The sequence below is a fragment of the Paraburkholderia sp. Ac-20336 genome, from assembly GCF_017105025.1.
Taxonomy (GTDB): domain Bacteria; phylum Pseudomonadota; class Gammaproteobacteria; order Burkholderiales; family Burkholderiaceae; genus Paraburkholderia.
Genome location: NZ_JAAGPS010000127.1, coordinates 1 through 20,391 on the forward strand (window position 1 = coordinate 1; position 20,391 = coordinate 20,391).

The window sequence follows — 20,391 nt, forward strand, 5'->3', positions numbered from 1 at the left end:
AGCCCGCAGCCCGCAGCCCGCAGCCCGCAGCCCGCAGCCCGCAGCCCGCAGCCCGCAGCCCGCAGCCCGCAGCCCGCAGCCCGCAGCCCGCAGCCCACAGCCCACAGCCCATAGCGCTCGCGCGTAGCGTCGATAACCCCGACCTGCTGCTCGACTACGGCGACAACGGCATGTCGGACGGCACGTACGACACGATAGTTTTGCTCGAAGAAAGGTTGCGAGAACCTCGAAGGCATCGCCAGTGGGCCGTTGTGCGATCCGCAGGCCGTCGTTGCGCTGATAGCGGCGGGCGTTGACAGCATGGCACCGTGACCATCGGCAACACGCTCACGGGCGACGCGCGGAGGCTGCGCCCACCGCTCGCAGTGACGGGCATCGTGCGCGCGCTGACCGACGGCGAACACGCGATCAGCGCTCCAACCTGCACCGGGCCACGCGCGTTCATCGCGCCTGCCGAGCGATACGCGACACCGGCACCGTGAAGCTTGTCGTTACCGGGCACACACATGAATGAGCCAGGTGATCGCGGCATGTCTGAAAGCGGTCGATATCGATCCGCGTCGCGCGCGTTTCCTGCCGCTCAGATCACACAGGTATTGCAGCCCGGTTCTCGTGCCGATTGCCGCAGCACTCGTCGAATACGATCGCCGCCGCCTCACGCGTTCGGACTACGGCCTCTCATCCAGTGGAGCCTATGCCACGGCCGGTTTATCCGCTCGATACGCAGACCGCGCGAACGTACCAATGCGTCACGCCTGTCGTTCAGGCGGCTCACCACGAACAGCACCACACACACGACGCAACGTACCGCGCGATAAATTGCGCGGAGGGCTTGTGCGGTGCGCAAGGAGTCTCTATAATTCGCGCCTCTAAAGGCTCGTAGCTCAGTTGGTTAGAGCACCACCTTGACATGGTGGGGGTCGTTGGTTCGAATCCAATCGAGCCTACCAACGCATCTGTGACGTAGACGAAAGCGGTTCCGCTTTCGTCTACGCTCCTGTCAATTCAGGCAGCAGCAGGCCTCGTAATCTTTCGGTAGTTTCTCGAATCCGCAGTACATCCCCCCGTTTTCTTTGCTTGCATGCGACTCGGCGCCAGCACAAGTAACGCATAGCGAGTACTTCGGTGCAGCCGCACCAGCGCTTCACCGTATCGCGTCGTCTTGCGCCAATGCGCGGTACAGTTAGGCTTCGTGCTTTCGTCACCGACTCAACTGCCGTCCGCCTGCATGCGATGCCGGCAGCTTCACAGGGAGCTGACGCAATGAAGAAGCTCATCAACGACGTGTCCACCGTGGTCCCCGACATGCTCGACGGACTCGTGGCGCTCAATCCTCATCTTTCGCTCCTGCAGGGCGGCACGATCGTCGTGCGCGCCGATGCCGAAGCCGTGGCCGCGCGCGGCGAAGTCGCGTTGATCTCGGGTGGCGGCTCGGGTCACGAGCCCGCGCACGGCGGCTATGTGGGCCACGGCATGCTGAGCGCGGCGGTGGCCGGCGAGGTGTTCACGTCGCCGTCGACAGATGCCGTGCTCGACGCGATACGCGCGGTGGCCGGCCCTGCGGGCGTGTTGCTGATCGTGAAGAACTACACGGGCGACCGTTTCAACTTCGGCCTCGCCGCCGAGATTGCGCGCGCCGAGGGCATCCCCGTCGACATGGTGATCGTCGCCGACGACGTCGCGTTGACCGCGCGTGGCGATCACGCCGGCCGTCGCGGACTCGCGGGCACGGTGCTGGTTCACAAGATCGCCGGCGCGGCGGCCGCGCGCGGCATGCCGCTTGCCGAGGTCGCGCGGATCGCACGCGAGACGGCTGCGTCGCTCGGCACGATGGGCGTCGCGCTGACGCCATGCACGGTGCCGGCAGCGGGCAAGCCGGGCTTCGAGCTGGCCGACGGCGAAATCGAATGGGGCCTCGGCATTCACGGCGAACCGGGCGTCGCGCGCGGCATGCTCGAGCCGGCCGAGGCGATCGTCGGCAAGCTGCTTGCGAAGATCGTCGACGATCTTGTATTGCAGGCAGGCGAGCGCGTGACGCTGCTCGTGAACAACCTCGGCGGCACGCCGTCGAGCGAATTGAACGTGGTGGCCGGCGTCGCGTTGCGCGAGCTGGACAGGCGAGGCATCAAGGTCGAGCGCGCATGGGCCGGCACGTTCCTGAGCGCACTGGAAATGGCCGGCGTCTCGCTGACGCTGCTGCGCGTGGACGACGAGCGGCTTGCGTGGCTCGATGCGGCCGCGCACACGAGCGCATGGCCCGCGTTGAGCGGCCGCGTCGCGCAGGTGTCCGTACGATCCGCGCCCGCCGCGCCGCTACAGGCGAGCGGCGCGACGCTCGCGCGCGAGGCCACGCTGCGTCGGGCGATCGAAGCCGTTTGCGCGTGTCTGCTCGAAGCGGAGCCGACGCTGACCGAGATGGATCAACGTGTCGGCGATGGCGATCTCGGCATCAGCCTCGCGCGCGGCGCCCGCGCCGTGCAGCACGAACTCGACTCGTATGCGGTGGAGTCGTCCCCGGGGGCCGTGTTGCGCGGCATGTCCGCGACGTTGCGGCGCGTGGTCGGCGGCACGTCGGGGCCGCTGTACGCGGTGATGCTGCTGCGTGCGGCGGCCGCGCTCGAATCGTCGGGCGCGCCTACGGCGCAGCAGTGGGCGGCGGCCTTCAGCGCGGGTGTCGATGGATTGATGGAACTGGGTGGCGCGAAGCCCGGCGACCGCACGATGGTCGATGCGCTCAAGCCCGCCGCCGATGCGTTGCACAGTGCGCTCGCGCAAGCGGCGACGACGGATGCGGCCTTGAATTCGGCTGTCGCCGCAGCGGCCGACGGTACTTCGCGCACCGCATCGATGCATCCGCGCCGCGGGCGTTCGAGCTATGTCGGCGAGCGCGCGCTCGGTTACGCGGACCCGGGCGCGCATGCAGTGGCGTTGTGGCTCGCCGCGATTTGCGAGGCGCTGGCCGGTCGAGCGTAGGGTGGGCGCAGACCGCAAACCTCCTTACGGCCGCAGCAGATCGAATCCCGCCAGCACCACGACGCCGCTCAACGCAATCAGCGCCACCGAGTGCTGTCCGCTATACAGCAGCCCGGCGGCCGACCAGCAGGTCACGGCGAATGCGGCGATACGTTTCATCGTTCGGCAGAGCAGGCAACGCCGCTTCAGAACCCCAACGCCACGGCCAGCAAGCCACTCACGACACCGCACAGCGCGACCGCCACCGCGACCACGGTCAGCACGCGCTTCGGAAACGAGCGCGACAGCATCGCGAGCGACGGCACGCTGACGAGCGGCAGCGTCATCAGCAGCGCGCCGGCGGGGCCTGCCGCCATGCCGAACGACAGCATTGCCTGAATGATCGGCACTTCGCCGGCGGTCGGGATCACGAACAGCGTGCCGGCAATCGAGAGCGCGATGATCCACAAGAGGCTGTTGTCGATGTCCGGTCCGATGTGCGGAAACAGCCACGCGCGCGCCGCGCCGAGCACCAGCACGAGCACGATGTACTCGGGCACGAGGCGCAGCGTCATCCGGCCGAGAATCTTGATCCAGCGCGTGAACGCGGTGCCCGGATCGTCGCGGCTGATCAGCTCGGCCACGGCCGCCTGCGACGCTTGCGCTTCCTGCGGCGTGACCATGCGGTTCACCAGATAGCCGAGGCCGAACACCATCACGAGGCCGAGCGCGAGGCGCAGGCCCATCCACTGCCAGCCGAGCACGAAGCCCATGAAAATCAGCGTGGCCGGATTGAGCGCGGTGTTGCCGAGCCAGAACGCGATCGCCGCGCCCGGCGCCGCCTCGCGCGCCCGCAAACCGGCGACCACCGGCGCCGCGCAGCACGTGCACATCATGCCCGGCAGCGACATCAGGCCGCCCTTCACGACGCTGCCGAAATCGGTGCGGCCGAGCGCGCGCGCGACCCACTGCGGCGGAATCAGCGCCTGCACCGCGGAGCCGAGCAAGAGGCCGAGCACCATGGCCTGCCAGATCGCCTTGCCGTAGGCGAGCGCGTAGTCGATCGCGGCTTGCCACGACGCGGCCGGCGCGTTCGCGGACGAGCCCATCAGGATCGACTTGCCGATCGAGTGCTGGCTCGCGGCGACGAACGCGCGGTTGTAGTACGGGAACCACTTCACATAGAAGAGGCCGATGACGGCGATCAGCAAAAAGACGATCCAGCCGAGCGCGACGCGAGGTTGCCGAAGGGTAGATTGCATGGGGGTCCAGAGGTCGTTCGTTTGGATTAGCCGGCGACGAGCGTTCGGCTTTCGAGCTGCGCGAGCAGCGTTTTCGCCTGCTCGACGACGTCGGCGTCGTTCGGGCGGAAATCGAGTGGCAGCGCGTTCGGCAACTGCTCGAAGTGCTGACCGCTGCTGCGCGCATAGGCGGGGTCGTAGTGCCGTTCGATCAGTTCGCCCGCGAGTTCGGCGCGGCGGTTTTCGTCGACGAGCCGCAGCCAGCCCGTCACGCGCTCGCGGCTATGCAGGCCGATCAGCCGTTGCAACTGCGCCTTCAAATACTCGGGATGGTCGAACAGGTGCGCGTAGTCGTGCAGCAGGAAGGCCGCGCGGTCCTCGCGGCTCGAACGCACCTCGACGCACGCGCCGCGATGGAACGTGTCGAGCAGCGCGAGCGGCAGCGTGATCGAGCCGATGCGGCGGCTTTCCGCCTCGACGAACACCGGCCGGCCCGGGTCGAAACCGCGCAGCGCGGTGACGAGCAGCGTGTCGAAGCGCTTTTGCGACGGCTGCGGCACGCCTGTCCACGCGCCGAGCAGCGAACCGCGATGCGAGGCGAGCGCTTCGAGGTCGAGCGTCTGCGCGCCCGCCTGCGCGAGCGCCGACAGCAGACGCGTCTTGCCGCTGCCGGTCGGGCCGACCAGCGCGATGTAGCCGAAGGTTTGCGGCAGTGTGTCGAGCGTATCGAGCGTCGCGCGCCGGTAGCTTTTGTAGCCGCCGTCGAGTTGCCGCGCCGGCCAGCCGATCATGTTGAACAGCGTCGTGACCGAGCCCGAGCGCTTGCCGCCGCGCCAGCAGTAGATGAGCGGCCGCCAGCTGCGCGGGCGGTCCGCGAAGGTCGTTTCCAGGTGATGCGCGATGTTGCGCGCGACGAGCGCCGCGCCGAGCCGCGTGCCCTCGAAGGGCGAGACCTGCTTGTAGGTCGTGCCGACCAGCACGCGTTCCTCGTTGCTCAGCACCGGCGCGCTGATGGCGCCCGGAATATGGTCTTCCGCGAACTCGAGCGGGGTGCGTACGTCGACGATTTCATCGAAATCGCCGGCTTTGTCGAGCGTGACGAGAAGATTTTTCAAGGGAATAGGGACGAAGCGGACGGCGGGAAGAGCGAAATTATCGCATGGACGGCCCGGGCGGGCCGGGCCGCTCATCCGCTTCTGGCCGTTTCAGACCCGCTCCAGACCGCGTCAGAACCGTGTCAGACCACCTCGACGCGCGCGGCTCCGCTCACCATCTCGCCGATCACGCGCGCCTCGCCGAACCCGTCGGCGTGGAACAGCGCGAGCACTTCGTCGACCGCCTCGGGCGCGCACGACACCAGCAGCCCGCCCGACGTCTGCGGATCGGTCAGCAGCGCGCGGGCGGCTGGCGGCAGCGTCGCGGGCAGCATGACGTCTTGACCGTACGCGTCCCAGTTGCGGCCCGACGCACCGGTAAAGATGCCGGCTTCCGCGAGACTCGCGACGTGCGGCAGCCACGGCAGGTCCGCATAGCGCACGCGCGCGGTCAGCTGCGAGCCGCGCGCCAGTTCCAGCGTATGGCCGAGCAGGCCGAAGCCGGTGACGTCGGTCAGCGCATGCACGCCGTCGAGACGGGCCAGCTCCGCGCCCGGGCGGTTCAGCTGGGTGGTCGCGCCGAGCATCGCCGCGTAGCCGGCCGCGTCGAGCCGGTCTTTCTTGAGCGCGGCCGACAGAATGCCGACGCCGAGCGGCTTGCCGAGGATCAGCACGTCGCCGGCCCGGCCGCCCGCATTGCGCTTGACGCGCTTCGGATCGACCACACCGAGCGCGACGAGGCCGTAGATCGGCTCGACCGAATCGATCGAATGGCCGCCCGCGAGCGGGATGCCGGCATCGGCGCAGACCGATTCGCCGCCTTTCAGCACGGCCGCGATCACGTCGTGCGGCAGCACGTTGATCGGCATGCCGACGATCGCCAGCGCCATGATCGGCTTGCCGCCCATCGCGTAGACGTCGGATAGCGCGTTGGTCGCGGCGATGCGGCCGAAGTCGAACGGATCGTCGACGATCGGCATGAAGAAGTCGGTGGTCGCGACGATCGCCTGCTCGTCGTTGAGCCGGTAGACGGCGGCGTCGTCGGCGGTGTCGTTGCCGACCAGCAGGTCGGGGAAGAACGGCAGCGGGGCGCTGCGTCTGAGCAGGTCGGCGAGCAGGCCGGGGGCGATCTTGCAGCCGCAGCCGCCGCCATGCGACAGGCTCGTGAGGCGGGGCGGCTGGTTTGCTTGGGCTTGGGTCATGAGGGCGCGGGGTCCGGGGCTTCGAATCACCGCATTATGAAGCCTGTGCCGGCACCGTGCAGCGCCGCGGGGCGCCGGTTCGGCCCGCGCGGAGCGTGGCTGACGATCTCGCTGCAGGTCGCGAAACCGGCATCTATAATCAAATTTGTCCCCAAAAGAGCCGAGGCCATTCAATGACCCAGATGACCCGGCGACAATTCCTGAAGGTCTCCGCCACCACGCTTGCCGGATCGAGCCTCGCCCTGATGGGCTTCTCGCCGACCCCCGCGCTGGCCGAAGTCCGTCAGTACAAATTGTCGCGCACAACCGAAACCCGCAACACCTGCCCGTATTGCTCGGTGGGCTGCGGCATCCTCATGTACGGACTTGGCGACGGCGCGAAGAACGCGAAGTCGAGCATCATCCACATCGAGGGCGACCCCGACCATCCGGTCAATCGCGGCACGCTGTGCCCGAAGGGAGCGAGCCTGATCGATTTCATCCATAGCGAAAGCCGCCTGCATTACCCCGAGTACCGCGCGCCCGGCTCGAACGAGTGGAAACGCATGTCGTGGCAGGACGCGCTCGACCGCATCGCGAAGCTCATGAAGGAAGACCGCGACGCGAACTTCGTCGAGACGACCGCGGACGGCAAGAAGGTCAACCGCTGGCTGACCACCGGCATGCTGGCGGCATCGGCCGGCAGCAACGAAGTCGGTTATCTGACGCACAAGGCTGTCCGCAGTCTTGGCATGCTCGCATTCGACAATCAGGCGCGTGTCTGACATGGCCCGACGGTGGCAGGTCTTGCCCCGACGTTTGGCCGTGGAGCGATGACGAACCATTGGGTCGACATCAGAAACGCGGATGTGATTCTCGTGATGGGCGGCAACGCGGCCGAGGCACACCCATGCGGTTTCAAATGGGTTACCGAAGCCAAGGCGCACCGCAAGGCGCGTCTGATCGTGGTCGACCCGCGCTTTACGCGCACGGCTTCGGTCGCGGACTACTACGCGCCGATCCGCACCGGCTCGGACATTACGTTCCTCGGCGGGGTGATCAATTACCTGCTGACGAACGACAAGATCCAGCACGAGTACGTGAAGAACTACACGGACATGTCGTTCATCGTCCGTGAAGATTTCGCCTTCAACGACGGTCTCTATTCCGGCTACGACGCCGACAAGCGCAGCTACGACAAGACCTCATGGGACTACGAGCGCGGCGCCGACGGCTTCGTCAAGGTCGATCCGACGCTGCAGGACCCGCGCTGCGTCTATCAGCTGATGAAGCAGCACTACTCGCGCTACACGCCCGAGCAGGTCGAGAAAATCTGCGGCACGCCGAAGGAGAAGTTCCTGCACGTGTGCGAAATGCTCGCCTCGACGGCGGTGCCCGGACGCGCCGGCACGATCATGTACGCGCTCGGCTGGACGCATCACTCGGTCGGCTCGCAGATCATCCGCACCGGCGCGATGGTGCAATTGCTGCTTGGCAACATCGGCATCGCGGGCGGCGGCATGAACGCGCTGCGCGGCCACTCGAACATCCAGGGCCTGACGGACCTCGGCCTGATGTCGAACCTGCTGCCGGGCTACATGACGCTGCCGATGGAAGCGGAGCAGGACTTCGACGCCTATATCGCGAAGCGCGCCACGCAGCCGCTGCGGCCGAACCAGTTGAGCTACTGGCGCAACTATCGCGCGTTCCACGTCAGTTTCATGAAGTCGTGGTGGGGCGACAAGGCGAGCGCCGACAACAACTTCGGCTACGACTATCTGCCGAAGCTCGACAAGTCCTACGACATGCTGCAGGTCTTCGAGCTGATGAACCAGGGCAAGATGACTGGCTATATCGCGCAGGGCTTCAACCCGCTCGCGGCGGCGCCGAACAAGGCGAAGATCGGCGCGAGCCTGGCCAGGCTCAAGTGGCTTGTCATCATGGACCCGCTCGCGACCGAAACCTCCGAGTTCTGGAAGAACCACGGCGCGTTCAACGACGTCGATTCGGCGTCTATCCAGACCGAGGTGTTCCGTCTGCCGACCACCTGCTTCGCCGAAGAGCGCGGTTCGCTCGTCAGTTCGAGCCGCGTGCTGCAATGGCACTGGCAGGGCGCGGACGGCCCCGGCGAGGCGAAGAGCGATCTCGAGATCATGTCGGGGCTGTGGCTGCGCATCCGCGAGGCGTATCGCAAGGACGGCGGCAAGTATCCCGATCCGATCCTCAACATGAGCTGGCCGTATTCGAACCCGGAAAGCCCGACGCCCGAAGAACTCGCGATGGAGTTCAATGGCAAGGCGCTCGCCGACGTCACCGATCCGGCCGACAAGACCAAGGTGCTCGCGAAGAAGGGCGAACAGCTCGCGGGCTTCGCCTTGCTGCGCGACGACGGCAGCACCGCGAGCGGCTGCTGGATCTTCTGCGGCTCGTGGACCCAGGCGGGCAACCAGATGGGCCGCCGCGACAACTCGGACCCGACCGGCATCGGCAATACGCTGAACTGGGCGTGGGCATGGCCCGCGAACCGGCGCGTGCTGTACAACCGCGCGTCGTGCGACGTGAACGGCAAGCCGTTCGATCCGACTCGCAAGCTGATCGCGTGGAACGGCAGCAGCTGGTCGGGTGCCGACGTGCCGGACTTCAAGATCGACGAGCCGCCTGAAAACGGCATGAATCCGTTCATCATGAATCCGGAAGGCGTCGCGCGGTTCTTCGCGCGCGACGGTCTCGTCGAGGGGCCGTTCCCCGAGCACTACGAGCCGTTCGAAACGCCGCTCGGCTACAACCCGCTGCATCCGGACAACAAGGCGGTCGTCAGCAATCCGGCGGCCCGCGTGTTCCCGGACGACCAGGCCGCGTTCGGCACGCACGAGAACTTCCCGCATACGGCGACGACCTACCGGCTCACCGAGCATTTCCATTACTGGACCAAGCACGCGCGCCTGAACTCGATCATCCAGCCGGAGCAGTTCGTGGAGATCGGCGAAGACCTCGCGAAGGAAGTCGGCGTGGTGGCCGGCGACCGCATCAAGGTCAGTTCGAACCGCGGGCATGTGATTGCCGTGGCGCTCGTCACGAAGCGCATCAAACCGCTGATGATCGAGGGGAAAAAGGTTCAGACAGTCGGCCTGCCGTTGCATTGGGGCTTCAAGGGGCTCACGAGGCCGGGCTATCTCGTCAATACGCTGACGCCTTCCGTGGGCGACGGGAATTCGCAGACACCGGAATTCAAGTCGTTCCTCGTCAAGGTCGAAAAGGCATAAGGAAAAGAGATGGCACTGCAATCACTAGACATCAGACGTATCTCGGCCACGACCGTGCCCGCGCCGCAGGTGCGCGAGCCGGTCACGGGCTCGGTCGCCAAGCTCATCGACGTGTCGAAGTGCATCGGCTGCAAGGCGTGTCAGACGGCCTGCATGGAGTGGAACGACCTGCGCGACGAGATCGGCCACAACGTGGGCGTCTACGACAATCCGGCCGACCTGAGCGAGCATTCGTGGACCGTCATGCGCTTTTCGGAGCACGAGAACGACGCCGGCGATCTCGAATGGCTGATCCGCAAGGACGGCTGCATGCACTGCGAGGACCCAGGCTGCCTGAAGGCCTGTCCGTCGCCGGGCGCGATCGTGCAGTACACGAACGGCATTGTCGATTTCCACGAGGAAAACTGCATCGGCTGCGGCTACTGCATCACCGGCTGTCCGTTCAACGTGCCGCGTCTGTCGAAGAAGGATCACCGCGCGTACAAGTGCACGCTGTGCTCGGACCGCGTGGCGGTCGGCCAGGAGCCCGCGTGCGTGAAGACCTGCCCGACCGGCGCGATCATGTTCGGCACCAAGGAGGACATGAAGCAGCAGGCCGAGGATCGCATCGAGGACCTGAAAGACCGCGGTTTCCAGAACGCGGGCCTGTACGATCCGGCGGGCGTCGGCGGCACGCACGTGATGTACGTGCTGCATCATGCCGACCGGCCTTCGCTGTATCACGGCTTGCCGGACAATCCGCGCATCAGTCCGATGGTCAAGCTGTGGAAGGGTATCGCGAAGCCGCTCGCGCTGGCCGGCATGGCGCTCGCTGCGGTGGCCGGCTTCTTCCACTACACGCGCGTCGGGCCGAACGAGGTGAGCGAGGCCGACGAAGCCGAGGCCAGTCAGGAAGCCGATGAAGCACGCCGTTCGCAGGAGGACGCGCAATGAAACACTTCGAGCATACCGTGCTGACGGACGCGAAGGGCAACCGCCTGATCGTGCGCTACACGCCGAACGAGCGCACCAATCACTGGATCACCGCGATCGCGTTCGTGCTGCTTGCGCTGTCCGGCCTCGCGATGTTTCATCCGGCGATGTCGTTTCTGTATTTCGTGCTCGGCGGCGGGCAATGGACGCGAATTCTGCATCCGTTCATCGGCTGCGTGATGTTCCTCTCGTTCCTGATACTGGCGCTGCGTTTCTGGCATCACAACTATCTCGACCGGGCGGACATCCAGTGGATGCGGCAGATCGACGACGTGCTGAACAATCGCGAGGAAAAGCTCCCCGCGATCGGACGCTACAACGCTGGCCAGAAGCTGCTGTTCTTCGTGATGGTGGTCTGCCTCGTGCTGCTGCTCGCGAGTGGCATCGTGATCTGGCGGCGCTACTTCTCGCTCTATTTCCCGATCGGGGTGATCCGGCTCGCGGCGCTCGTTCATGCGGCGGCGGCGTTCGTGCTGATCGTCGGCATCATCGTGCATGTCTATGCGGCGCTGTGGGTCAAGGGCTCGATCGGCGCGATGACGCGCGGCACCGTCACGTATGGCTGGGCGCGCAAGCATCATCCGAACTGGTTCCGGGAAACGATCGGCAAGTGAGTGGCCAACGCGTGGCCGACGAGCCGCGAATAAGCAACGGATAAACGCGGATAAACCGCAATCGAGGCGCGTTTCGCCGCGCCGTTCGCAGCGCACCGGGCCGCCGCTCCCCGTCGATGACGGGCGGCGGCCCTTCAGTTTTCAGAGGTCGACACCTTGGTTCAACGCATTCTCGAAGCCGGCGACATCGAATCGCTCGATCACACGGCGATCCCCCGCATCCGCATGCCCGAGCGGCTCGCGGTGTTCGCGCCGCGCGCCGCGCGTTTGCGGCAACTCGCGGCGCTCAACAATCCGATCGCCGGCTATCTGCGCCTGATGGCCGTGCTCGCCGACGCGCAGCAGGCCGTGATCGCGACCTTCAAGGCGCAGCCGCCGAGCGCCGAGCTGATCGCGAGCGCGCAGCAGCATTCGATGCCGCTGATCCCGGCGTTTTCCGGCGTGCGCGATCCCGCGTGGCAGGACGTGCTGCGCCAGTTGCTCGACAGGGTCGAAGCGGCCGGTCCGCTCACGCCGCCGCTCGCCGCGCTGATCGCGCGGCTGCGCACGCTCGATGTCGCCGTGCTCGACATTCAGGCCGACGCGATCTTCGCGCAGCGCTTCGAGGACGTCGATCCGGCGAGCGCGCCGTTCATCATTGCCGCGCTGCAGGTCGTGTGGACCGACCTCGCCGCCGACATCGACAAACGCGCGGTGCCCTACGTCGAGACGCCGGGGCTGTGTCCCGTGTGCGGCTCGCATCCGGTCGCGAGCACGGTGCGCGTGGGCGGCGCCTACGACAACTACCGCTATCTGCAATGCGGGCTCTGCGCGACTGAATGGCACATGGTGCGCGCCAAATGCTCGAACTGCGATTCGACCAAGGGCATCGCCTATCACGTGGTCGGCTCGCCCGATGCCGACGCGGCCGCGCGCGAGGCCGAATCGAAACATGCCGCGCTGAAGGCGGAGTCGTGCGACGAATGCCATACTTACCGCAAGATCGGCTTTCTGGCGAAAGACTTCGACTTCGATCCGTTCGCGGACGATCTCGCAAGCCTCACGCTCGATCTGCTGATGGGCGCGGAAGGCTATCGGCGCGCGTCGCCGCATCCGTGGCTGTGGCCGGAGCAGAGCGCCGGCGCGGCCGAGCCGGACAGCGGCGCATCGGCGGAATAGGTAACGGCGAGGCAACAGCGAGGCAGCCGCCAGGCCGCAACCAGTCAGCAGCCTGGCGCAAGTTCAAAACGACACAAGGATTGCCCGTGAGCGATGTGAGCGGCTCGGAATTGCGCGCGCTGATGGCGCGCGTGCCGTCGGTGGAAAAGGTCATGGCGTCGGAGCCATTCGCGGCGCTCGTGAGCGAATACGGACGCACCCAGGTGCTCAACGCGCTGCGCGCCGCGCTCGATGCCTGGCGGCTGCACGCGCAATCGGGCCACGCGGCCGATAATCCGCCGCTCGGCGCGCTCGATACCGGGCAATTGCAGGGCACGGTCGAAGCGGCGCTGCGCGCGCGCAACGCGCCGCGTCTGCGCAGCGTGTTCAATCTCACCGGCACGGTGCTGCACACGAACCTCGGCCGCGCGCTGTTGCCCGACGAAGCGGTGCGCGCCGTGATGAGCGCGCTCACGCAGCCGGCGAATCTCGAATTCGATCTCGCCACCGGCAAGCGCGGCGACCGCGACGATCTGATCGACGAACTGATCTGCGAGCTGACCGGCGCCGAAGCCGCGACCGTGGTCAACAACAACGCGGCCGCGGTGCTGCTCACGCTGTCCGCGCTGGCGGCGAAGAAGGAAGTCGTGGTGTCGCGCGGCGAACTCGTCGAAATCGGCGGTGCGTTTCGCATTCCCGACATCATGAGCCGCGCGGGCGCGAAGCTGCGCGAAGTCGGCACGACGAACCGCACGCATCTGAAGGACTACGACGAAGCGATCAACGCACGCACCGCGCTGCTGATGAAAGTCCACGCGAGCAATTACGCGATCAGCGGCTTCACGAAGGAAGCCAGCCTCGCGGAAATCGCGCCGCTCGCGCATGCGCGCGGTCTCGCGGTCGCCGTCGATCTCGGCAGCGGCACGCTCGTCGATCTCAGCGAATGGGGCTTGCCGCGCGAGCCGACCGTGCGCGAGACCGTCGAGGCCGGCGCCGACGTCGTCACGTTCAGCGGCGACAAACTGCTCGGCGGCCCGCAAGCCGGGTTGATCGTCGGGCGGCGCGATCTGATCGCGAAGATCAAGAAGCATCCGCTAAAGCGCGCGCTGCGCGTCGGCAAGCTCACGCTCGCGGCGCTGGAACCGGTGTTGCAGCTGTATCGCGCGCCGGAGAAGCTGACCGAGCGGCTCACCACGCTGCGCCTGCTTACGCGGGCCGCCGACGAGATTCACGGCGCCGCGCAACGCGTGCAGCCGGCGTTGCAGCAGGCGCTCGGCGCGCGCTACACGGTGAGCGCCGAGCCGATGTTCAGCCAGATCGGCAGCGGCGCGTTGCCGGTCGACGTGCTGCCGAGCTATGGGCTCGTCGTCAGGCTGGCGGACGGCAAGCGCGGCGGCCGGCAACTGCTCGCGCTCGAAAAGCAGTTGCGCGAGATGGCGCGGCCGGTGATCGGCCGGATCGCGGACGACGCGTTGCGTCTCGATCTGCGCTGCCTCGAAGCGGGCGACGAGGCGCAACTGATCGCGCAACTGAAGGGCCAGTACGCATGATCGTCGGCACGGCGGGGCATATCGATCACGGCAAAACGAGTCTCGTGAAGGCACTGACGGGCGTCGATACGGACCGCCTCAAGGAAGAAAAAGCGCGCGGCATTTCGATCGAACTCGGCTATGCGTACGTGCCGCTCGAAAACGGCGACGTGCTCGGTCTGATCGACGTGCCGGGTCACGAAAAGCTCGTGCATACGATGACAGCCGGCGCGAGCGGCATCGACTTCGCGCTGCTCGTGATCGCCGCCGACGACGGCGTGATGCCGCAAACGCGCGAGCATCTGGCGATCGTCGAACTGCTCGGCATCAAACGCGGCGCAATTGCGCTGACGAAGGTCGATCGCGTCGATGCGCAGCGTCTGCAGGATGCGCATGCGGAAGTGGCGGCGTTCGTCGGCGGCAGCGTGCTGGGCGATGCGCCCGTCTTCGACACCTGCGCGACGCGCGCGGACGACGCGGGCGTGGCCGCGCTGAATGCGTATCTGCGCGAGCAGGCCGCGGCATGGCGCATGAAGCGCGACGACGGGCTGTTCCGTCTCGCCGTCGATCGCGTGTTCACGCTGGCGGGGCAGGGCACGATCGTCACCGGGACCGTGGTGGCGGGCAGCGTGAGCGTCGGCGAGACGATGCTGCTCGCGCCGAAGAACGAGCCCGTGCGCGTGCGCAGCATTCACGCGCAGAATCGTCCCGCCGAAACCGGCCGCGCCGGCGAGCGCTGCGCGTTGAATCTCGCGGGCATCGAGAAGAGCGCGATCGATCGCGGCGACTGGATCGTCGATGCGCGTTTGTCGCAAGCGAGCGAGCGCATCGACGTGATGCTGACGCTGCTCGCCGACGCGCCGCATGCGCTCGAACATTGGACGCCGCTGCACGTGCATCTCGGCACGCAGCATCAGGTCGCGCACGTCGCGCTGCTCGACGGCGACACGCTCGGCGCGGGACAGTGTGCGCGCGTGCAACTGGTGTTCGAGCGGCCGCTGTGCGCGGTGCCCGGTGATCGCTTCGTCGTGCGCAATGCGCAGGCCAATCGCACGGTGGGCGGCGGCCATGTGCTCGATCCGTTCGCGCCCGCGCGCAAGCGGCGCGCGGCGGAACGGCTCGCGTGGCTCGATGCCATCGAAACGATGCTCGACACCGGCTCGCTCGATGCGCTGTTTGCGTGCGCGCCGCGCGGCCTGTCGCGCACGCTGCTCGAACGTCTGACGGGCAGGCCCGCCGCCGCGCTCGCGTTGCCGTCCGATACGCGCACGATCGAATTGCCAGGGCACGATGCCTTGCTGTTTGCGGGCGCGGCATGGGACGCGCTTGCCGAACGATTGACGGGGGCGCTTGCGCAATATCACGAACGCTCGCCCGACGAACTCGGCCCGGACGTGTCGCGCCTGCGGCGCATCGCGGCGCCGCTCGCCGACGATGTGCTGTGGCGCGCGCTGGTGGACGCCGCGGCGGCGCGTGGCGAGATCGTCAAACGCGGGCCGTGGCTGCATTTGCCCGGGCACACGGTGACGCTCGACGACGCCGATCGCGCGCTTGCCACCGCGCTGCTGCCCGAGATTGAGGCGGGGCGCTTCGATCCGCCGTGGGTGCGCGATCTCGCGAGGGCACACGGCGTGACCGAGGAGCGCATGCGTCAGTTGCTGCGCAAGCTCGCGCGGCAGGGCGAGCTGTTCCAGGTCGTGCACGATCTGTTCTATCACCAGGATGTGGTTCGCGAACTCGCTGCGATTGCGGCGGTTGAGGCGCGGAAAAACGCGGGCACGGTGGCGGCGGCACCGTTTCGCGACGTCACCGGACTCGGCAGAAAACGCGCGATCCAGCTTTTGGAGTTCTTCGACCGGGTTGGGTATACTCGCTTCCACCGTGGGTTGCACCTGCTGCGCACGGATAGCCGCTGGCTCGATATGCTTTGAGCGGCGGCGTGCAGTCGATCGATGCTTCATCATCGACTCGTCGTTTTGCAATGTGCCGTTAAGCATATAGTGGCCGCGAAATAAAACATAAAGTGGCCACATCTCTAAGCCTTCCTGCTACTGGAAGGCAGGCCGATAAAGAATAACTTGGCCTAACGTAACGAATTAAAGCATTACGTGGCCAAAAGAAAATCTCCTTGTGCAACAGCCCCATTTTTGCTGCGTGCTGAGCGCGCTCGGCACCGTTAGCATTGTGTTGCCGTGAACCCAGGTAGGGTTCGCGAAAACCGCGAGATTGTCGTGACAATGCTCGAAGAGTGTTTGCGTGCGAAGCCGTTGGGGCAGCAGCTCCTTGACGTGCTTGCCGTGGACGCCGGGCCCTTACGACATTCCAGCGCTAGGAGACTGCAATGCCCATTTGGAAACCACGCCCAGCTTCGGAATTGCCAAAAATTCCGCTATCGCGATGGCGCATTTTTGAGGTGGCTGACGGGAGCAGGCATTTTGTTGGCGTTGATATGTTCGACCAGTCGGGGCGCGTCAGTTCCCCGATAGTGACGTTCGACCCTGTTGCTCGGGAAGGAACGACGCAGACTGGTCGCATCTACGAACTAATTGGCCAGCAAGGCTGGTCGCCCCGAGCAGAGTATGTCTTGCAAAGGTGGTGCGGGCTGCACGACGTGGCCTCGTACACGGACGTCACCGAGCGCTTACTTGAACTGGATGGAGATTGCGATGAAGACCAGCCAGGTGATTCCGGCTGATTTTCCGCAGGAGTCTTGGCCAGGAACTGCGTAAGAGATAAAAGGAGAATCCGAACTATGAACCGGACGTTGATGTGCCGCGACGCACATCCTGGCTCGCGGGTAGGCGTCGCGACATATATTCGCTCTATTGGGGAGCAGGGGCGCATCAGCTATCACCGTATCGGCGTTGGGCGACGGGCAAATAAGCTCGGTGCTAAAGCGCAACACGTTACTCGCCTCGCATACGAAATTTGTACCATCTCCCCAGATGCGGCAGCGGAAATACTCACGCTGCCGCCGCGTCAGGTCGGACGAATTATCAAAGCCGTGCTGCGTCGAGCGCGAAAAACGACACATAAGAGAGTTTCTTTTAGACGGCACTTGAACCGCAGTGTCTTGCGTATTCCGGTGTCGGACAGTACACACGGTCGCTCACAGTCAGCCTGATGGCCAGCCGTGTGCCTTCTTGACGGAGTTGATGATGACAATGCCAGATGAGCGGACGAACGCGGTCATTGAAACGCGGGAGTTTTTACAGCTGCTCGCAGCTTCCGATGACGCAGCCAGTGGCGCCGACATTCGCGAAATTGCGATGCGACTACTTCGGCACTACCCGTCGGATGTCGACCTTGATATTTCCGCCGCGGCACTGCCGGGAGTCTGGTCGCCCCTCGCCGAAAGCCTGCCCGTACGTGCAAAATCGCGGTCGATTCGCGAACTCGGTGGAATTCTGAAATCTGACTCCGCTGCCGTAGATATTGAAGAGATGAATCCTTGGCGTGACTGACGCCAGCGAGGCGTTAGCCGAACGGCCGGCGAGATAGTTGCTCCCGAGTTAGCGGTTTCACTGCTTCGCGTCATCATAAAAGAATGACCGTCCCAGCTGTCTCACCACGCGGGCCGGTAATGGTGCGGTCAAGCCGAACAATACGGGCAAGCCGGATTCCACCCACAGATACGCGAGATTTCACAGTGACAATCTACGCGTCGGAGGCATCGTTGATGCCTGCATTCCATTCGGAGCGAACGACGCAAATCTTCTTGCCGTCTTTCGAGAAATGGTACTTCGCTACCTGACAACCCGTCGGCGTCCGAGGGTCCTTGAGCTTTTCCAGGGCACGAATGAGGCTTGCCCGAAAATTGCGCATGTGAGACTCATAGCCAGAGAGACGATATAGCGTCTCAATCGGCAACCACAATGGGGCCGCGTGCCCCGCATAGAAGCTTGCGAGCCAGCCCTTCAGACCGTCATATCCCGCTGCCTCATTCTCAACAGCGGTCCAGCTTCCCGGCCCGAATAGCTCCGCCACTGATGTCGTCACGCGCAGCAGAAGCACATCACTTCCCTTGAAGTCTTTTGAAGGCTCGCCGTCCTCGAATGTCACCGACAAAAGCTTAGGTACCTCGATGTTCATCCGGTCGTAGCGCATGCGCATCTGCGCAGAGCTCAGACGAAGCAAACTGGCCCGAATAGCTTTGTGCGCCTTGACGCTGTATTCGTTTCCCATGTGACGCGCGAACTCATAGAACGTCGTTCGCAGGTGCCGGGTACCTTCCTCAGGGCACAGCGGTACCTCCCGGTAGTAGTCGAGGCAGGTCGCGTAGACCAGCCGGTCGAACTGACAGAGCTCATACCCGCTGAAAATCAAGGTCATGTTCCGAAACGAGGCAATTTCCTTTCCGGCTACCAGGAGGGACGGGTCGCTCGACAACACCTCCGCGTTGTCGGCCTGCACGGCGCGTCCGGCAGAAAACAAGGCCGAACGGAGAAACGCGTTCGGCAGCGCCCGCGCCATCGCGGACCAGCTCGGCAGGTATACTTCGGTCCCCCGACGTGCAGACTGCCGGCGCCTCGCGTGCTGAACTTCTTCCGCTGTCGCATTTGACTGCAATTCGATAACTGCTGGTTCCGTGAGCTCATTCGTCGCGCGACGTTCGAGGCCGTCGGCGAAGCGGCCGAGTCGCTTTGCCGCTTCGAGCACGGTCATTTGTTGACCAGGAGCGGTGGAAAGAGCCGCTTCGGCTGTGAGATTCGCGAGCGCTCGCAGCTCGGCGATTTTGTTCCCGGGATTCGTTGACGCTTGCAACTTAGCCATGCTGACGCCCCGTGAACTGGACGGCGCGGTTCATCGTTGGCCGCATCGCAGGGAAAGCGAAGCCGGCAGGTGAGTATTCCGAAAGCCGGACGCCGTGAAGCGCACTGGTGGCGGGCGTGAAAAGCTGAGCAACGCCGGCAGCGCGGCGAGTCCATGTCAGCGGTCTGGTCATTGCAAACACATGCAGGTGGAGATGTCTCTGTATATGCGTGCAAGACGGGGCATGACATCAAAAAAATCGGACTTTCTGAAATGTCGCAGTAAAACGTGCCAGATATTCAGTCTCGGGAAATACGGTCTCACTTGTACTCCGCATCGCCCCAACTTGTACCGTGCATCGCCTGAACTTGTACGCTGCATCGCTTCAGCTTGTACTCCGCATCGCATTTCAGGGAATACTACGAAAAATGAACTGCAGCGCGCGGAGTTATTGCAGGTCGATGCATGCCATAGTATTTATAGACTCAATAATCGGGATAGGCGAGCTAGCATGACCGAGAACTGGCGAATCGCTCCATAGCCTGGTTTTTGGCTCCTCGCGAGTTTGCCGGCAATTGGCTGCGTGGCTCGTTTATATTTGGTTGAGAGACATGCACGATTGACCAGCGAAGACCGCTCCCTGGCGCATTGCCGTGGAGATGTGACCGGCAATCGCCGACCCTGGCCAGCCAGGTGGCTTGGTGCTCGGGGGCGTACTCTCGCTATTGCATTGTCGCGTTCGGGTGACGCGACAGCTATTGCAGATATAGCGCGGCGCGGTTTCCAGGAATGGTTTTCCGTTTGTCTCTGGCTGGCCAAGGCGATACGAAATAAGAGTCTGATTTCGCCTGTTGCCTGACTGATATGTCTCGCCGCGCGCTTTGCGGTGTCACACAACGCAGGCATCGGGACCTCACCGCACAAATCACCGATGAGCCCGGCGGGTTCCGTGACGAAATGGACTGCGCGGATTATCTACAAAGGCGGCTGGCCAGGATGAGAGTTGACGGCGTGCTCATCCGTCAACTGCATCTGTCTCGTGCTGCACCGGCGGTCAGACGAACTAGATGACTCGCCTGCGGCCAGCTCATCCTTGTTGCACGCTATTCACGCCCTATGGTGAGCGTTTTCGTTGCCTGAACATGGTCGATATAGATAGACGCATAAGCTGCGAAATTCCTGCCTACGCCCCAGAGTTCAACGAGGTCAACGGCAGCAACGTTACCGTGCGTCTATCCTGCCGACACCGACGCAATGCCACCGTTTCGTTAGCTGGAAAACGGCAAATCGTGCGGTTGGTAAGCTGAAAAACGACAAATCCTTGCGATAAGGCCGCATTAAAAGCGGAGATATGACACCCTGATGGGCTTCTGTTTGTGTTCGTCGCTCGACCGGGGCTCTGCGCCGGCGTGACTGGCCCCCGGGCTTAATCCCGACGGCAGCCAGAGTCGGAACTCGAAAACTGCGGCGCTACTTCATGGGCTTCATTCTGGTTGCCCGCTAATCATGACCCATGGTGGGCGCTTTCTTTAGATGGTATGGACGCCTCCCCCCGGCAACGGGTAAGGGAAGCCAGGCGACAGAGCGCATCTGCAACTGCCTGTACAGTGGATGCGTCGTGCCCATCAGCTCACGCAGGAGGTTTCCAAATGAAGA

The 20,391-nt window shown here is 64.6% G+C and carries 15 protein-coding genes and 1 tRNA gene; 11 read left to right on the forward strand and 5 right to left on the reverse strand.

Translation table 11 applies throughout. From position 1 onward, the window contains the following. Window positions 1-308 precede the first annotated feature (308 nt). From GXB81_RS25540 to dhaK, 3 genes are all read left to right on the forward strand, one after another. Entirely contained in the window at window positions 309-482 is a 174-nt protein-coding gene (locus tag GXB81_RS25540; RefSeq protein ID WP_205990659.1) for a hypothetical protein, read from the forward strand. Window positions 483-873: 391 nt separating this feature from the next. Beyond that, window positions 874-950 (forward strand) — tRNA-Val (locus GXB81_RS25545). A 313-nt stretch (window positions 951-1,263) separates the two neighbouring features. Then, window positions 1,264-2,973 (forward strand): dihydroxyacetone kinase subunit DhaK, encoded by a 1,710-nt coding sequence (dhaK, locus tag GXB81_RS25550; RefSeq protein WP_205990660.1) that lies wholly within the window; start codon window positions 1,264-1,266, stop codon window positions 2,971-2,973. Between the two features lie 24 nt (window positions 2,974-2,997). On the opposite strand, the gene GXB81_RS31810 is transcribed toward dhaK, so the two are convergent. The 4 genes from GXB81_RS31810 to selD all read right to left on the reverse strand — a co-directional run bounded on the left by GXB81_RS31810 (window position 2,998) and on the right by selD (window position 6,489). Then, on the reverse strand, window positions 2,998-3,132 hold the full coding sequence (locus GXB81_RS31810; protein ID WP_277396805.1) for a hypothetical protein: 135 nt from the start codon (window positions 3,130-3,132) through the stop codon (window positions 2,998-3,000). A gap of 26 nt (window positions 3,133-3,158) precedes the next feature. Then, entirely contained in the window at window positions 3,159-4,214 is a 1,056-nt protein-coding gene (locus GXB81_RS25555; protein ID WP_167284812.1) for a permease, read from the reverse strand. A gap of 26 nt (window positions 4,215-4,240) precedes the next feature. Next, on the reverse strand, window positions 4,241-5,308 hold the full coding sequence (gene mnmH, locus GXB81_RS25560; RefSeq protein ID WP_205990661.1) for a tRNA 2-selenouridine(34) synthase MnmH: 1,068 nt from the start codon (window positions 5,306-5,308) through the stop codon (window positions 4,241-4,243). Window positions 5,309-5,430: 122 nt separating this feature from the next. Continuing rightward, entirely contained in the window at window positions 5,431-6,489 is a 1,059-nt protein-coding gene (gene selD / locus GXB81_RS25565) for a selenide, water dikinase SelD (RefSeq protein ID WP_205990662.1), read from the reverse strand. Window positions 6,490-6,662: 173 nt separating this feature from the next. On the opposite strand from selD, the gene fdnG reads away from it, so the two are divergent. The 8 genes from fdnG to GXB81_RS31605 all read left to right on the forward strand — a co-directional run bounded on the left by fdnG (window position 6,663) and on the right by GXB81_RS31605 (window position 17,447). Continuing rightward, window positions 6,663-9,731, forward strand: a complete 3,069-nt coding sequence (gene fdnG, locus GXB81_RS25570; RefSeq protein ID WP_205990663.1) for a formate dehydrogenase-N subunit alpha — start codon at window positions 6,663-6,665, stop codon at window positions 9,729-9,731. 9 nt (window positions 9,732-9,740) lie between these two features. Then, window positions 9,741-10,664, forward strand: a complete 924-nt coding sequence (fdxH, locus tag GXB81_RS25575) for a formate dehydrogenase subunit beta (protein WP_167048042.1) — start codon at window positions 9,741-9,743, stop codon at window positions 10,662-10,664. Then, window positions 10,661-11,317, forward strand: a complete 657-nt coding sequence (locus GXB81_RS25580) for a formate dehydrogenase subunit gamma (RefSeq protein ID WP_205990664.1) — start codon at window positions 10,661-10,663, stop codon at window positions 11,315-11,317. The genes fdxH and GXB81_RS25580 overlap by 4 nt, the downstream gene beginning before the upstream one ends. Window positions 11,318-11,473: 156 nt before the next feature. Then, on the forward strand, window positions 11,474-12,475 hold the full coding sequence (gene fdhE, locus GXB81_RS25585) for a formate dehydrogenase accessory protein FdhE (protein ID WP_205990665.1): 1,002 nt from the start codon (window positions 11,474-11,476) through the stop codon (window positions 12,473-12,475). A gap of 86 nt (window positions 12,476-12,561) precedes the next feature. Further along, window positions 12,562-14,004, forward strand: a complete 1,443-nt coding sequence (gene selA, locus GXB81_RS25590) for an L-seryl-tRNA(Sec) selenium transferase (RefSeq protein WP_205990666.1) — start codon at window positions 12,562-12,564, stop codon at window positions 14,002-14,004. Continuing rightward, window positions 14,001-15,914: a selenocysteine-specific translation elongation factor gene (gene selB / locus GXB81_RS25595; protein WP_205990667.1), complete on the forward strand. Its 1,914-nt coding sequence runs from the start codon at window positions 14,001-14,003 to the stop codon at window positions 15,912-15,914. Before selA ends, selB begins: the two co-directional genes overlap by 4 nt. Window positions 15,915-16,324: 410 nt before the next feature. Next, window positions 16,325-16,678: a hypothetical protein gene (locus GXB81_RS25600; protein WP_205990668.1), complete on the forward strand. Its 354-nt coding sequence runs from the start codon at window positions 16,325-16,327 to the stop codon at window positions 16,676-16,678. A 460-nt stretch (window positions 16,679-17,138) separates the two neighbouring features. Then, the gene (locus GXB81_RS31605) at window positions 17,139-17,447 is read left to right on the forward strand and encodes a BPSL0761 family protein (protein WP_241016515.1); all 309 of its coding nucleotides are present in this window, start codon (window positions 17,139-17,141) and stop codon (window positions 17,445-17,447) included. 193 nt (window positions 17,448-17,640) lie between these two features. Here the strand turns inward: GXB81_RS31605 and trfA are convergent, their stop codons facing one another. After that, window positions 17,641-18,756 (reverse strand): plasmid replication initiator TrfA, encoded by a 1,116-nt coding sequence (gene trfA / locus GXB81_RS25610; protein ID WP_205990669.1) that lies wholly within the window; start codon window positions 18,754-18,756, stop codon window positions 17,641-17,643. Window positions 18,757-20,391 lie beyond the last annotated feature (1,635 nt).